Here is a 12941-nt window from a genome sequence, read left to right as displayed (position 1 = left end):
TTGATACGGCGACCACCGAGATATACACTTGCTTTGTCGTCGGCAGCGTCTGTTGTGTATAAGAGACAGACTCCCCCCCCGCGCACGCACCAACTGGCGGCATCGTATTCACGATGCCGCCTCTTCTGTTTGCTTGATGTTGCCCCCGCTGCCTTGCCCCTGTTGCGTTCGCCACGTTGTGCCGCGCTCCTGCGTCCTGGGCGCCGTGACCTGTGATGAAGCTCTCAGGTCACGGCACGGGACTCAGCCCGCCGCGAGGACCGTGGCGAGCGTCACGGCGGCCGGCAGGGCCTGGGCGAAGAGGATGCGGCGGTTGGCGGTGGCCGCGCCGTAGACACCGGCGACGACGATGCAGGACAGGAAGAAGATCTGGACGCGGTAGCCGGTCGGGTCGTCGGCGATCAGGCCCCAGACCAGGCCCGCGGCCAGGAAGCCGTTGTAGAGACCCTGGTTGGCGGCCAGCGGCGCGGTGGTGCGGGCCAGCTCCGCGTCGAAGCCGTGGAAGCGACGGCCCGGGCCGCGCTGCCACAGGAACATCTCCAGGACCAGGATGTAGACGTGCAGCAGCGCCATGAGGGCGACGAGGACGACGGAGATCAGATGCATGCGGTGATTGTGCCGGTGCGGGATTCGGGGCGGTTCGCCGGTCGGCCTTTCGGCCCGACCGGTCTTTCGGGTCCTGCCGGTCCCGTCGGCCTTTCGGCTGAGCCGCACGTCGCGAGGGCTGTGAACGGTGGCCGTTCGGCCGAGGTGGCGGGTGCCTGCTCGGCGCGAGATTGGAGCTCCCCTTCCCCAGGAGCCCACCGATGCCACCCGATTCCCTCTCCCTCGTCGCCGGAGTCCGGCCCGGCGGTCCTGCCGTCGCTCCCGTACGGCAGGAGCCCCACCGGGGCGGCCATGCGTCGTCGCGTCGGGCTCTCCGGGTTCTCCGGGCGCGCCAGGACGTGCTGTTCTGGCTCGGATGCGCGGGCTTCGCGCTGTCGCTGGCCCTGGTGACGACTCTCACCCCGCACCGGATCTGGGGCGCCTGCGCGGCCGTCGGATACGTCGTCGCGGCGGAGCTCGCCCGTCGGTCGCCGTACGCCTGGGGCCGGCGCGGTGCGGTCGCCGCGCTGATCGGGGCCGTCGTACTGCCGCTGGCGGTCATGGTCGTCATGGGTTCCGCGCAGTCGGAGGTACGTGTCGTCGAGAATTCGGGCGGTCTGCTGCTGCACTCCGGCAGCCCGTATCTGCCGCACCCGGCCGACGTCGAGGACTACAACCCGTACCTGCCCGGGATGGCGATCTTCGGGATACCGCGCGCGCTGTTCGGCGATACGCCGATGGCGGACGCCCGGGTGTGGTTCTGTGCGGCGTTCCTGGCGTCCATGCTGGTCGCCGCGCGGGGGCCGGGGCGTCGTAAGTCCCTTTGGCGGGACGGGACTTCGGGCGCAGGTGCGGCAGGCGGGGTGTTCACCGTCAACGCCGTGCTGCTTCTCGCGGCCTTCCCGGCCGTCGCGCTGCCGCTGGCCGTCGGCGGGGTCGACCTGCCGGTGATCGGGCTGATGTGCCTGGGGCTGGCGCTGGCGGGCCGGGGCGGTTCCGGCATGGCGGCCGGGCTCGCGATCGGGGCCGCGGCCGCGCTGAAGTGGACCGCCTGGCCGTTGCTGCCGGTGGGGCTGGTGCTGCTCGCGGTGACGGCGGGGCGGCGTGCGGCCGTACGGGCCGGGGTCGTCGCCGTGCTGGTGGCCGCGGTGGCCGTGGTGCCGGCGGCCTTGGCCGACCCGCACGCCTTCGTGGAGCACGTAGTGCTCTTCCCGCTCGGTGAGGGCGGGGTGCGTTCGCCGGCGGCCAGCCCGCTGCCCGGGTACTTGCTGGCCACCTACGTCCCCGGCGGTTCCGTCCTGGCCACGCTCGCCCTCGCGGCCGCCGCGGTCGGTGTGGCGGTGTCGTTGGCGATACGTCCGCCCAGGACCGTCGTCCAGGCCGCGGACCGGTTGGCGATCGGGCTGGGGCTGGCGATGTGCCTGATGCCGGCGACGCGGTTCGGATACCTGGTCTATCCGCTGGTCCTGGCCACCTGGTTCCGGCGGGCGGAGCTGGTGACGGCTGCTCGGCGGGTCGGGCGGCTGGTGAGGGCTGGAGGGTCGGTGAGGAGCGGAGGGTCGGTGAGGGCCGGAGGGCTGGTGAAGGGCCGGGCGTCGGCGATGGGCGGGGCGTCGGTGAAGGGGCTGCGGCCGGTGGGGGGAGAGCGGCCGGTGAGGGGGGAGCGGCTCGTGAAGGACGAGCGGTTGATCGGGGCCGGGCGTGGGTGAGGAGGCGGGCGTGCGTGACGGGTCGAGGGTGCGTCTCGGGGGAGTGGCCGGTCGCCGGGGCGCGGAACTGGCTCGGGTCACCGGGCTTGCGGTGCTCGGGCTGGTCGTGGCGCTGTGTCTGCCGACGGTGGGGCAGCAGTCGGCAGGGGAGTCGCCGGGGGCCTCCACGGGGGTGGCGGTGCGGGGAGTCGACGGCTCCGGGTGATGGCTCCGGCGACTCCGGCAACACCAGTGGGCTCAAGGGCTCCAGCGGCTCCGACGACTCCAAGGGCTCCAGCGGCTCCGGGTGCGGGCACGCGCGCGTAGTGCCCGGAACGATGGATCCGAGTCCTACGCGCGCGTGCGTGTGCGGTCACCGGCCGGCGGTCACTCGGCACCGGCCTCCGCTACGCCGCGAGCCGCTGGGCCAGCTGCTTCGCCTTGGCGGTGGCCTCGCCGAGCGCGCGCTCGCGGGAGGCCTCGAAGAGGGGGACCAGCTCGGCCATCTGCGGATTCGCCGGGGCCATCGTGAGCTCCGGGACGATGAAGTCGACGTCGGCGCCGAGGAAGTCGGCCAGGATCGCGGACAGGTAGTTCTGCACGTACTCGTAGCCCGCGCGCGGGGTGCCCGGCCCGTAGGCGCCGCCGCGGCTGGCGACAACGGTGACCGGGGTGCCCTTGACCGACTGGGTGTCGCCCGCGGTACGGCCCATCAGGACCACGTTGTCCAGCCAGGCCTTCAGCGTCGACGGGATCGTCAGGTTGTACATCGGGGCGCCGATCAGTACGGCGTCCGCGCGCTCCAGCTCCTCGATCAGCTGCACGCGCTCCGCGAAGGCGGCGGCCTGCTCGGGGCTGTGCGTGGCCGGATCGGAGAAACCGGCCGTGTGGGAGTGGGCGCTGATGTGCGGCACCGGGTGCGTGGCGAGGTCGCGGTGGATCATGGTGCCCTCGGGGTGCTGTTCCTGCCAGGTGCGGCGGAAGGCGTCGGTGACCGCTCGGGAGGAGGAGGCGTCGGTGGGGAAGACCGAGGAGTCGATGTGCAGCAGCGTTGCCATGGGGATCTCCAGAGGGAATGGGCGAAGCCCGCAGTAACTGAAAGTTCGTACTCGACTATGGATAACACAGGTACTTACTTTTTTTCATCCACATACGGCAAGGTAGTACGCTGAAGGCATGGCGGCTGGTGAGCAGAGTCACGACGTGGCGGAGTGCAAGCAGGTCGACGACGGCATCACCCGCGTCTTCCAACTGCTCGGAAAGCGCTGGACCGGCCCGATCGTGGCCGTCCTGACCGCGGGGCCCGCCTACTTCGTCTCCCTGCGCCGGGCGATTCCCGGCATCAGCGAGCGCATGCTCTCCGACCGGCTGACCGAGCTGGCCGCCGCGGGGCTCGTCGTGCGCGAGGTGTACGAGGGGCCGCCGCTGCGGGTCGAGTACCGGCTGACGGAGGCGGGCGCCGCGCTGGAGCCCGCGCTGAGCGAGCTGGGTACGTGGGCGAAGAAGTATCTGTGCGACGGGGAGCGCCCCGGGGGTTGCTGAGGCGGGTGCGTCCGGTGCGCGGTGGGCCGCTGCGCTTGGTGCGCGCTCAGTGCGCCGGCCGGTCCTTCGGCCGGTCTTCGGCCGATCCTTCGGGCGGTGCCTCCGCCGGTGCTCCGTGCGGGATTTCCACAGCCGCGGAGTTGTCCACAGGGTCTGACGAGTTCCGGCCACCGGTTGTAACGTCGACACGAGTTGATGTTCGTGTGCGAGCGGGGGAGGCGGTCGGTATGGCCGAGGTCGGTGCGGAGGGTACGGCGCAGGCCGCTGCGGTGGTGGCGCAGGCACCGGAGTCCGGGGCGCGGTCGCGGTCCGTGGCGCGTCGGCTGCCCCGGGTGGGCGGCTTCGCCGAGTGGCCCGGCGGCGGGTCGCCCAAGGAGGAGGGCAAGGAGCTGCGCAGGGGCGTCCCGCGCGGTGAGCACGCGATCCTCGATCTCGACGCCGCCCGGCCCGACGCGGTGGCCGCCGTGGAGCAGTCCAACCAGGGCCGGCTCCCCGAGCTCACGCCGATCAGGGTCGGCCGGATGGCGGCGACGCCCTTCGCGTTCCTGCGCGGCTCGGCGGGGCTGATGGCGTACGACCTCGCCCGCACCCCCATGACCCGGATCCGCGCCCAGATCTGCGGTGACGCGCACGCGGGGAACTTCGGTCTGTACGCCGACGCACGCGGTGGCCTGGTCATCGACCTGAACGACTTCGACGAGACGCTGTACGGCCCCTGGGAGTGGGACCTCAAGCGGCTCGCCGCCTCGCTGGTGCTCGCGGGCCGGGAGTCGGGCGCGGACGAGGACAAGTGCCGCAAGGCGGCTCACGACACGGTCGGTGCCTACCGGCGCACCATGCGGCTGCTGGCCAAGCTCCCGGTGCTGGACGCGTGGAACGCGATCGCGGACGAGGAGCTCGTCTCCCACACCGACGCCCATGACCTGCTCGGCACGCTGGAGCGGGTCGCGGAGAAGGCGCGGGCCAACACCAGCGGTCGCTTCGCGGCGAAGTCGACGGAGCCGACCGAGGACGGTGGCCGCCGGTTCGTCGACGCCCCTCCGGTACTGCGCCGGGTCCCGGACGAGGAGGCGGCGGCGGTCGCGGCCTCGCTGGAGAGCTACGTCACCACGCTCTCCGAGGACCGCCACCCCCTGCTCTCCCGTCACGCGGTGCACGACGTGGCGTTCCGCGTGGTGGGCACGGGCAGCGTGGGCACCCGTTCGTACGTCGTGCTGCTCCTGGACCACCGGGGCGAGTCGCTGGTCCTCCAGGTGAAGGAGGCCCGGTCCTCGGTCCTCGTCCCGCACCTGGTGACGGCCGGCTTCGAGGCGCCCGAGGCGGACCACGAGGGGCGGCGCGTGGTCCTCGGCCAGAAGCGGATGCAGGTGGTCAGCGACATCCTGCTCGGCTGGACGACGGTCGACGGGCTCCCCTTCCAGGTGCGCCAGTTCCGCAACCGCAAGGGCAGCGTGGACCCGGCCGAACTGGCCGCCGACCAGATAGACGACTACGCCCGTATGACCGGCGCCCTGCTGGCCCGCGCCCACTCCCACAGCGCCGACCCCCGACTGATCTCCGGCTACTGCGGCAAGAACGAGGAGCTGGACGAGGCGATCGCCACGTTCGCCGTCAACTACGCCGACCGCACGGAGGCGGACCACGCGGCACTGGTGGGAGCGGTGAAGGCGGGGCGGATCGCCGCGGAGACGGGAGTGTGAGGGGCGGCGGCCGCTTGCGCTTCGCGCGGGATCGGTGAGGTACGGCGTTCTTGGGCGGGCTGGGTTCGTGAGTCGGCCATGACGTCAGTGCGAGGCTCGCGGTAGTGGTGTGTACGAAGGGCAGGTCAGGGCGTGGCCTACGCTGGTCGGGTGACGACGCCCGAAGCTGAGCAGTCCCAGGCCGAGCCCGCTGGTGCGGGGACGCGGGGTGGTGCCGAGGTGCCCGCCGCTGGAGCCGAGCAGGGTGGTGAGGCACAGGTGACGGCCGAGGGTGACGGTCGGCCCGAGGAGCGGCTGGAGCGGGCCGTGCGGGCCGCCGAGCAGGCGTTGATCGAGTACGAGATCGCGGTGGAGACCTTCCGCGTCGAGGTGGAGAACTTCTCCCGGCTGCACCACCAGAAGCTCGGCCCGATGTACGCCCGCCTCGATGAGCTGGACGCCCGGATCGCCGAGGCCACGGCCGCCCGCACCGGCGACCCCGAGGACATCCGCAAGGCCGACGAGGCACGCGCCCGTGTGCTGCCGATGCCCGGCGTCGAGGAGCTGTTCCACGGCTGGATGGACGGCGGCGGGCTGTTCCCGGAGGCCGCGGCGATGCTCACGGAGCAGCCGGTACAGCCGCCCCAGCGGGTGCGCCCCAGCGACGAGGCCCGCAAGCTCTACCGCGAGCTGGCCCGCAAGGCCCACCCCGACCTCGCCCAGGAAGAGGCCGAGCGTTCCCGGCGCGAGGAGTTCATCACCCGCGTCAACGCCGCCTACGCCCGAGGCGACGAGGCGTTGCTGCGTGAGCTGGCCGAGGAGTGGGCCGCGGGGCCCGTCCCCAAGGATCAGGGTCCGACCCCTGCCGAGGAGCTCTACGCCCGCCTCGAATGGCTCGCCCAGCGCAAGGAGATGCTCGCCCTGGTCGCGAAGGAGCTGGAGGAGAGCGCGATCGGCGCGATGCTCCGCATTGCCCCCGACGACCCGGACCGCCTTCTGGAGGAGATCGCGGAGCAGCTCCTGGCCCAGGTCGCGGAGCGGGAAGCGGCACTCGCGGCACTGCTCGGCTAGGGGAGCGCCGCGTGGGTGCGGCAAGCCACAACGAAACCCGCAGCCCCCTGTTTCACGGCCGTACCCTCCCCGATGGGCGCCGAAAACAGCCCCCGCACCCGTCAGGTAGCGTCGGAGTCATGAACTTCGGATCTGCCGTGCCCACGGTCGAGGTCACCGACCTCAAGGACGACGACTTCCTCCTGGACGTCCGCGAGGACGACGAATGGCAGGCGGGCCACGCCGAAGGCGCCCTGCACATCCCCATCAGCGAGTTCGTGGCCCGCTACGGCGAGCTGACCGAAGCCGCCCCGCAGGACGGCCGCGTCCATGTGATCTGTCGCTCCGGCGGCCGGTCGGCGCAGGTCACGATGTACCTGGTCCAGCAGGGCATCGACGCCGTGAACGTGGATGGCGGCATGCAGGTGTGGGCGGCGGCCGGACGCCCCGTGACGACGGACGAGGGCAAGCAGGGGTTCGTGCTGTAGCGCGCCCGGCGCCGACGCGACTCCACCGTCGCGACCTCACCGCCGCTACCCCAGCAGCGCGACCTCACCGCCGCCCTACCCCAGCGGATGCGCCGCCAGCAGCTCCCCCAGTGCCTCTTCGTGGGCCGCCGCCGGGCCGAGTGCCAGTTCCAGGTGCTTGGCCCAGGCGTGGTACCGGTGCAGCGAGTAGTCGACGTCGGCGCCGAAGCCGCCGTGCAGATGCTGGGCCGTCTGCACGATCCGCCGGACGCCCTCCGAGGCCCAGATCTTGGCGACGGCGACGTCTCCGGAGGCGGGCAGTGCGCCCCGCGTCCCCGAGGTGATCCGCCAGGAGGCCTGCCACAGGGTGGCCTCCATCGCGCGCAGGTCGATGTAGCGGTCGGCGGACTGCACGGCGACCGCCTGGAACGTGGCGATGGGATGCCCGAACTGCTCCCGCTTGCTCGCGTACTCCGAGGTCATCCCCAGCACCCGCTCGCCCAGCCCGAGCGCCAGCGCACACGTCCCGATGGCGAGCAGCTCCCGCAGCCACTCCCACGCCCCCTCCGCCTCGATGACGTCCCGCGCCGCCAGCCGCACCGACTCCAGCCGCAGCTCCCCCAGCCGCTCCCCGCTGGTCGAGAACTGCTCGGCGAGCGAGACCCCCTCCACGCGCCCGTCCACGCCCCCCTCCACGCCGCGCGCCACCAGCGCGAGGACGGTCCGGTCGGCGGCCGTACGGGCCGGCACGACGACGAGATCGGCGTCGTACGCCCAGGGCACCATGGTCTGCACCCCGTCCAGCACCCACCCGGAGCCGTCCTGCCGGGCGGTCACCGCGAGCTCGGCCGGGTCGTGGCCGGTGCGGCCGTGCGCGGCGACCGTCAGCACGACCTCCCCGCGTCCCGCCCGCGCGAGCAGCCCGGCCTTCAGCTCGGGGCCGCCGTAGGCCTGGACGGCCGCGATCGCCGCGCTGCTCTCCAGCAGCGGCACCCGGGCCAGTACCTTCGCCGACTCGCGCAGCACCAGGCACAGCGCGACGGCGTCGAGGCCTGCACCGCCGTACTCCTCAGCGAGGAGCAGGCTCAGCAGGTCCGCGTCCGCGAGCCGGCCCCACAGCGGGCGGTCGAAGTCGTCGGCGACGGCGCCCGGGGTGAGCGCCGGAGAGGGCACGGCGTCCGGCGCGACCCCGGCGAACACCCCGCGCGCCGCCTCGGCCGCCGCCTGCTGCTCCTCGGTGAAGGTGAAGTCCACGGTCCCTGCCCTTCCACACGCACGGCGATCTGACGGAATCGATCCGACGGTTCGATCTGACGGTGCGTCAAGATAGAACAGGTTCTAGAAGAAGGGAATGCTCCGGGTAAGACGCTCTTACCGCTTCTTGAGACCCCCGTATGGTGTGGGGAAACGGCGGCCCGACAGGGGCTGTGCCCGGCGGGTGTGCCTGAGTACCGTTCCCGGCGAGCGCCCGGAGCAGACGGACCGGAATCGGGGAACGAAACGGAAATGGCAGACGCGCACGCCGCAGGCTCGGCCGCCCGGCACGGGCCCGACGAGGAGCCGCAGGCCGACCCGCCCGCGCCGCCGTCCCCCGAACCCCGCATCGGCGTGGCCGCCCTCTCCCTGCGCTACCAGATCGGTGCCGCCCTCGCCCTCGCGGTCGTCGCGATCGCCGTCTGTGTCCACATCGGCATGGTCTTTCTGCACGTCGCCCCGCCGAACACGGTCACCAAGCAGCACGGCAAGGCGATCGACGACTGGATATACCCGGAGTTCGAACAGAACTGGAAGCTGTTCGCCCCCAACCCGCTGCAGCAGAACATCGCGGTGCAGGTCCGCGCCGAGGTCGCCACCGGCGACGGCGGCACCCGCACCACCGGCTGGTACGACCTGTCCGCCCAGGACGGCCGGGCCATCGACGGCAATCTGCTGCCCAGCCACACCCAGCAGAACGAGCTGCGCCGGGCCTGGGACTTCTTCCTCGCCACGCACGACACCCAGAACCGTCCGGTGGGACTGCGCGGCGCCCTGTCCGAGACATATCTGCGGCACATAGTGGAGCTGCGCCTCGACCGCGCGGACGCGGCCGGTGCGGGCGGCGTCGTCGAACGCGTCCAGGTCCGCTCCCGCACCACCAATGTGCGCCCCCCGAAGTGGAGCGACGAGCAGGTCTCGGACAAGCCGACCTACCGCGTGCTGCCCTGGTGGTGGGTCCCGAAGGACGGGGCCGACGCCGCGGCGGCGACCCAGGAGGTCGCCCGGTGAACCGCTTCGCCCTCGCGATCTCCTCCGCCATCGCCCGCGTCACCGAGTCCGCCCTCGGCCCGTACCAGACGGCCGTGATCCGCATCGGCTTCGCCGCGACCTGGCTGCTGTTCCTGCTGCGTGAGTTTCCCCACCGCCAGGAGATGTACGGCCCCGACGGCCCCTGGGACTTCGACCTCGCCCAGCAGCTGATCGGGACGAACGGCTCCTTCACCGCCCTGATCTGGTCGAGCGGCGGCTTCTGGTTCGAGACCGTCTACGTCTTCGCCGTCCTGACCAGCGTTCTGCTGCTGCTCGGCTGGCGCACCCGGACGATGTCCGTGCTGTTCATGGTCGGCGTGCTCTCCCTGCAGAACCGCTCCATCTTCATGGGCGACGGCGGCGACAACGTCCTGCACCTGATGTGCGTCTACCTCGTCTTCACACGCTGCGGCCAGGTCTGGTCGCTGGACGAGCGCCGGGCCCGGCGCAGCAGCGCGGCACACGCGCGTGGCGAGCGGATCGCGCCGGACCGGATGGGCCCGGCGCTGTGGAGCGTGCTCGGGTTCGTGCTGGTCGCGGTGACCGCGGCCGGCCGTCTGGACGGCGACCTCACCGTGCCGCTGATCCTGTGGCTCGTCTGGCTGTCGCTGGGCGTGTGGTGGATCGTCGGCCGCCGGGCGCGCACGGCCGAGCCCCGGATCCTCCTCGACGTCATCGGCAACATCGTGCACAACGGCGCCCTGCTGGTGATCATGGCCGAGGCGTGCCTGATCTACGCGACCGCCGGCTGGTACAAGATCCAGGGTTCCCGCTGGCAGGACGGCACCGCCGTCTACTACCCGCTGCATCTCGACTACTTCTCCCCCTGGCCCGCCCTCGCCGACCTGCTGTCCTCCAGCGGCGCGATGGTCATGCTGATCACCTACGGCACGGTCCTCGTGCAGGTCGCCTTCCCGTTCACGCTGTTCAACCGGCGGGTCAAGAACGTGCTCCTCGCCGCGATGATCACCGAGCACGCGGTGATCGCGGTCGTCCTGGGCCTGCCGTTCTTCTCCCTCGCCATGATCGCGGCGGACGCGGTCTTCCTGCCGACGACGTTCCTGCGCCGCCTGGGCGGCTGGGCGGCACGCGCGCGTGAACGCCTGTCGCGCCTGGCCCGGCGCGGCGACGACCCCGCGGCGCCTACCGGACCGCGCGCCCCGGAGAACCCCGAGCACGCGCACGTAGGCTTCCCGGCATGACCGTGACCTCCTGGAACCGGCTCGCCGGGACCTCCGTACTGCTCGACGGCTTCCACGCCCTCAAGCACGCCGTCCGCTTCGGCGCCGAGGTCCCGTTGGCGGTGGCCGTGGACCGGGAGGCGGCGCTGGCCCTCGCCGACGAGCTGGCGCCGGACGTGCGGGAGCCGCTGGACGCGCTGCTGACCGAGGTCCCGGAGTCGACGTACACGTCCCTGGTGCCGCGCCCGCACCCCACGGCGGTAGCCGCCCTGGCGGTACGTCCGTCCCGCACGGCCAACCTCGCAAAGCTGGCCCACACCCCGCGCACCGCCCCGGTCGTGGTCCTCGACAACCCCCGCAACCTCGGCAACGCGGGCGCCGTGATCCGCCTGGCCGCCGGCTTCGGCGCGACCGGCGTGGTCACCACCGGCACGCTCGACCCCTGGCATCCGACGGTCGTACGCGGCGGAGCGGGACTGCACTTCGCGACGGCCGTGGAGCGGCTGGACGTGGCCGAGCTGCCGCCGGGACCGCTCTTCGCGCTGGACCCGGAGGGCGACGACATCCGGGGCGTGAAGCTCCCGGACGACGCCGTCCTCGCCTTCGGGTCGGAGCGAAGCGGCCTGTCGGCCGAACTACGCGCGCGTGCCGACCATTTGGTGGCCTTGCCGATGCGCCCCCAGGTCTCCAGCTACAACCTCGCCACCAGCGTGGCGATGACGCTGTACCACTGGAGCGCCGGGTCGGGCAGCGCCCCTTGAGTTCTCAGGCCTCCCGACGCACCTCGACGACCCGGAACCGGTTGGCCACGAACGCCCCGTCGCACAGTGCCGAGTTGGCCGCAGGGTTGCCGCCCGACCCGTGGAAGTCGGAGAACGCGGCCGTCTGATTGACGTACACCCCGCCCGTGAGGTTGAGCGACAGCTGGGCGGCCTCCTCCAGGCAGACCTCCTGGATCGCCGCCTCGACCTCGTCGTCGGTCGTGTACGCGCCGACGGTCATCGCGCCCTTCTCCCGCACGGTCCGCCGCAGCAACTCCACCGCCTCCGCCGCCGAGTCGACCGCGACGGCGAACGACACCGGCCCGAAGCACTCGCTCATGTACGCGGCCTCGTCGTCCGGCTTGGCCCCGTCCAGCTTCACGATCACCGGCGTACGCACGACCGCGTCCGGGAACTCCGGGTTCGCGATCTCGCGGGAGGAGAGGGCGACTTCGCCCAGCCCGGCGGCGGCCTCCAGCCGTGCCTTCACGTCCGGGTTGACGATCGCGCCGAGCAGCGCGTTCGCGCGGGCGTCGTCGCCGAGGAGGCCGTCGACCGAGCGGGCGAGGTCGGCGACGACCTCGTCGAAGGTCTTGGGGCCCTCATCGGTACGGATGCCGTCGCGGGGGATGAGCAGGTTCTGCGGGGTGGTGCACATCTGGCCGCTGTACAGGGACAGCGAGAAGGCCAGGTTGGACAGCATCCCCTTGTAGGTGTCGGTGGAGTCGACGATCACCGTGTTGACGCCGGCCTTCTCCGTGTAGACCTGCGCCTGGCGGGCGTTGGCCTCCAGCCAGTCGCCGAACACGGTCGAGCCGGTGTAGTCGATGATCCGGATCTCGGGGCGGGTGGCCAGGGTCTTCGCGATGCCCTCGCCGGGCCGCTCGGCGGCCAGCGCGACCAGGTTCGGGTCGAAGCCCGCCTCGGCCAGCACCTGCCGCGCGACCTGCACGGTGAGCGCGAGCGGGAGCACCGCGCGCGGGTGCGGCTTCACGAGCACTGCGTTGCCGGTGGCCAGGGAGGCGAACAGGCCGGGGTAGCCGTTCCAGGTCGGGAAGGTGTTGCAACCGATGACCATGGCGACACCGCGCGGGACCGGCGTGAACTGCTTGTTGAGCGCGAGCGGGTCGCGCTTGCCCTGCGGCTTGGTCCACTCCGCCGTGTCGGGGGTGCGGACCTGCTCGACATACGCGTACGCCACCGCCTCCAGGCCGCGGTCCTGCGCGTGCGGGCCGCCCGCCTGGAACGCCATCATGAAGGCCTGGCCGGAGGTGTGCATGACCGCGTGCGCGAACTCGTGCGTCCGGTCGCTGATCCGCTTGAGGATCTCCACGCAGACCACCGCGCGCATCTCCGCGCCCGCGTCCCGCCACTGACGCATGCCCGCCCTCATGGCCGGCAGCAGGACATCGACATCGGCGTGCGGGTACTCGACGCCCAGCTCGATGCCGTACGGGGAGACCTCGCCGGTCACCCAGCCGTCGGTGCCGGCCTGGCCGAGGTCGAGGCGGGTGCCCAGGAGGGCATCGAAGGCGGCCTTGCCCGCAGCCGCGTCCAGGCTGCCGTTCTCGCCGTAGGCCTTGGGGTGCTCGGGGTGCGGTGACCAGTACGCGCGGGTGCGGATCGCTTCCAGCGCCTGGTCGAGGGTGGGCCGGTGCTTGGCGATCAGCTCGTGGGCGGTCAGTTCGGCGGCCATGCGGGA

The 12941-nt window shown here is 72.1% G+C and carries 13 protein-coding genes; 9 read left to right on the top strand and 4 right to left on the bottom strand.

Translation table 11 applies throughout. From position 1 onward, the window contains the following. Positions 1-243 precede the first annotated feature (243 nt). Positions 244-606 carry a DUF1304 domain-containing protein gene (locus ACFWYS_RS10880; protein ID WP_384765787.1) on the bottom strand — a complete coding sequence of 121 codons (363 nt, stop codon included), beginning with the start codon at positions 604-606 and terminating at the stop codon, positions 244-246. A gap of 200 nt (positions 607-806) precedes the next feature. On the opposite strand from ACFWYS_RS10880, the gene ACFWYS_RS10875 reads away from it, so the two are divergent. Both ACFWYS_RS10875 and ACFWYS_RS10870 read left to right on the top strand, forming a co-directional pair. Next, positions 807-2294: a glycosyltransferase 87 family protein gene (locus ACFWYS_RS10875; protein ID WP_384765785.1), complete on the top strand. Its 1488-nt coding sequence runs from the start codon at positions 807-809 to the stop codon at positions 2292-2294. A 10-nt stretch (positions 2295-2304) separates the two neighbouring features. Further along, positions 2305-2499 (top strand): hypothetical protein, encoded by a 195-nt coding sequence (locus ACFWYS_RS10870; RefSeq protein WP_384765783.1) that lies wholly within the window; start codon positions 2305-2307, stop codon positions 2497-2499. Between the two features lie 181 nt (positions 2500-2680). Here ACFWYS_RS10870 and ACFWYS_RS10865 read toward each other — a convergent pair whose 3' ends face one another. Further along, positions 2681-3331, bottom strand: coding sequence for an FMN-dependent NADH-azoreductase (locus ACFWYS_RS10865; protein ID WP_384765781.1), 651 nt, complete (start codon positions 3329-3331; stop codon positions 2681-2683). 118 nt (positions 3332-3449) lie between these two features. Here ACFWYS_RS10865 and ACFWYS_RS10860 point away from each other — a divergent pair, with 118 nt between their 5' ends. From ACFWYS_RS10860 to ACFWYS_RS10845, 4 genes are all read left to right on the top strand, one after another. Further along, positions 3450-3815, top strand: a complete 366-nt coding sequence (locus ACFWYS_RS10860; protein ID WP_384765780.1) for a winged helix-turn-helix transcriptional regulator — start codon at positions 3450-3452, stop codon at positions 3813-3815. Between the two features lie 227 nt (positions 3816-4042). Beyond that, positions 4043-5515, top strand: a complete 1473-nt coding sequence (locus tag ACFWYS_RS10855; protein WP_384765779.1) for a DUF2252 domain-containing protein — start codon at positions 4043-4045, stop codon at positions 5513-5515. Between the two features lie 150 nt (positions 5516-5665). Then, a complete protein-coding gene (locus tag ACFWYS_RS10850; RefSeq protein WP_384765777.1) occupies positions 5666-6565 on the top strand; it encodes a hypothetical protein in 900 nt (299 codons plus the stop codon). Positions 6566-6702: 137 nt separating this feature from the next. Then, complete coding sequence (locus ACFWYS_RS10845) at positions 6703-7032, top strand: rhodanese-like domain-containing protein (RefSeq protein ID WP_384765869.1); 330 nt, start codon at positions 6703-6705, stop codon at positions 7030-7032. Positions 7033-7107: 75 nt separating this feature from the next. On the opposite strand, the gene ACFWYS_RS10840 is transcribed toward ACFWYS_RS10845, so the two are convergent. Next, entirely contained in the window at positions 7108-8265 is a 1158-nt protein-coding gene (locus ACFWYS_RS10840; RefSeq protein ID WP_384765776.1) for an acyl-CoA dehydrogenase family protein, read from the bottom strand. Between the two features lie 252 nt (positions 8266-8517). Here ACFWYS_RS10840 and ACFWYS_RS10835 point away from each other — a divergent pair, with 252 nt between their 5' ends. Genes ACFWYS_RS10835 through ACFWYS_RS10825 form a run of 3 tightly spaced genes read left to right on the top strand, consistent with a single transcriptional unit; the run spans position 8518 to position 11239 of the window. Then, entirely contained in the window at positions 8518-9276 is a 759-nt protein-coding gene (locus tag ACFWYS_RS10835; RefSeq protein ID WP_384765775.1) for a DUF5819 family protein, read from the top strand. Further along, complete coding sequence (locus tag ACFWYS_RS10830; protein WP_384765774.1) at positions 9273-10499, top strand: HTTM domain-containing protein; 1227 nt, start codon at positions 9273-9275, stop codon at positions 10497-10499. The genes ACFWYS_RS10835 and ACFWYS_RS10830 overlap by 4 nt, the downstream gene beginning before the upstream one ends. Then, positions 10496-11239 (top strand): TrmH family RNA methyltransferase, encoded by a 744-nt coding sequence (locus ACFWYS_RS10825; RefSeq protein WP_384765772.1) that lies wholly within the window; start codon positions 10496-10498, stop codon positions 11237-11239. The genes ACFWYS_RS10830 and ACFWYS_RS10825 overlap by 4 nt, the downstream gene beginning before the upstream one ends. Before the next feature lie 4 nt (positions 11240-11243). Here the strand turns inward: ACFWYS_RS10825 and paaN are convergent, their stop codons facing one another. Continuing rightward, positions 11244-12935, bottom strand: a complete 1692-nt coding sequence (gene paaN / locus ACFWYS_RS10820) for a phenylacetic acid degradation protein PaaN (protein ID WP_384765771.1) — start codon at positions 12933-12935, stop codon at positions 11244-11246. Between the last annotated feature and the right edge of the window lie 6 nt (positions 12936-12941).

Source organism: Streptomyces sp. NPDC059010 (genome assembly GCF_042740355.1).
Taxonomy (GTDB): Bacteria; Actinomycetota; Actinomycetes; order Streptomycetales; family Streptomycetaceae; genus Streptomyces.
Note: the sequence above shows the minus strand (reverse complement) of the source record. Positions and strands in the feature narration are given on the sequence as shown.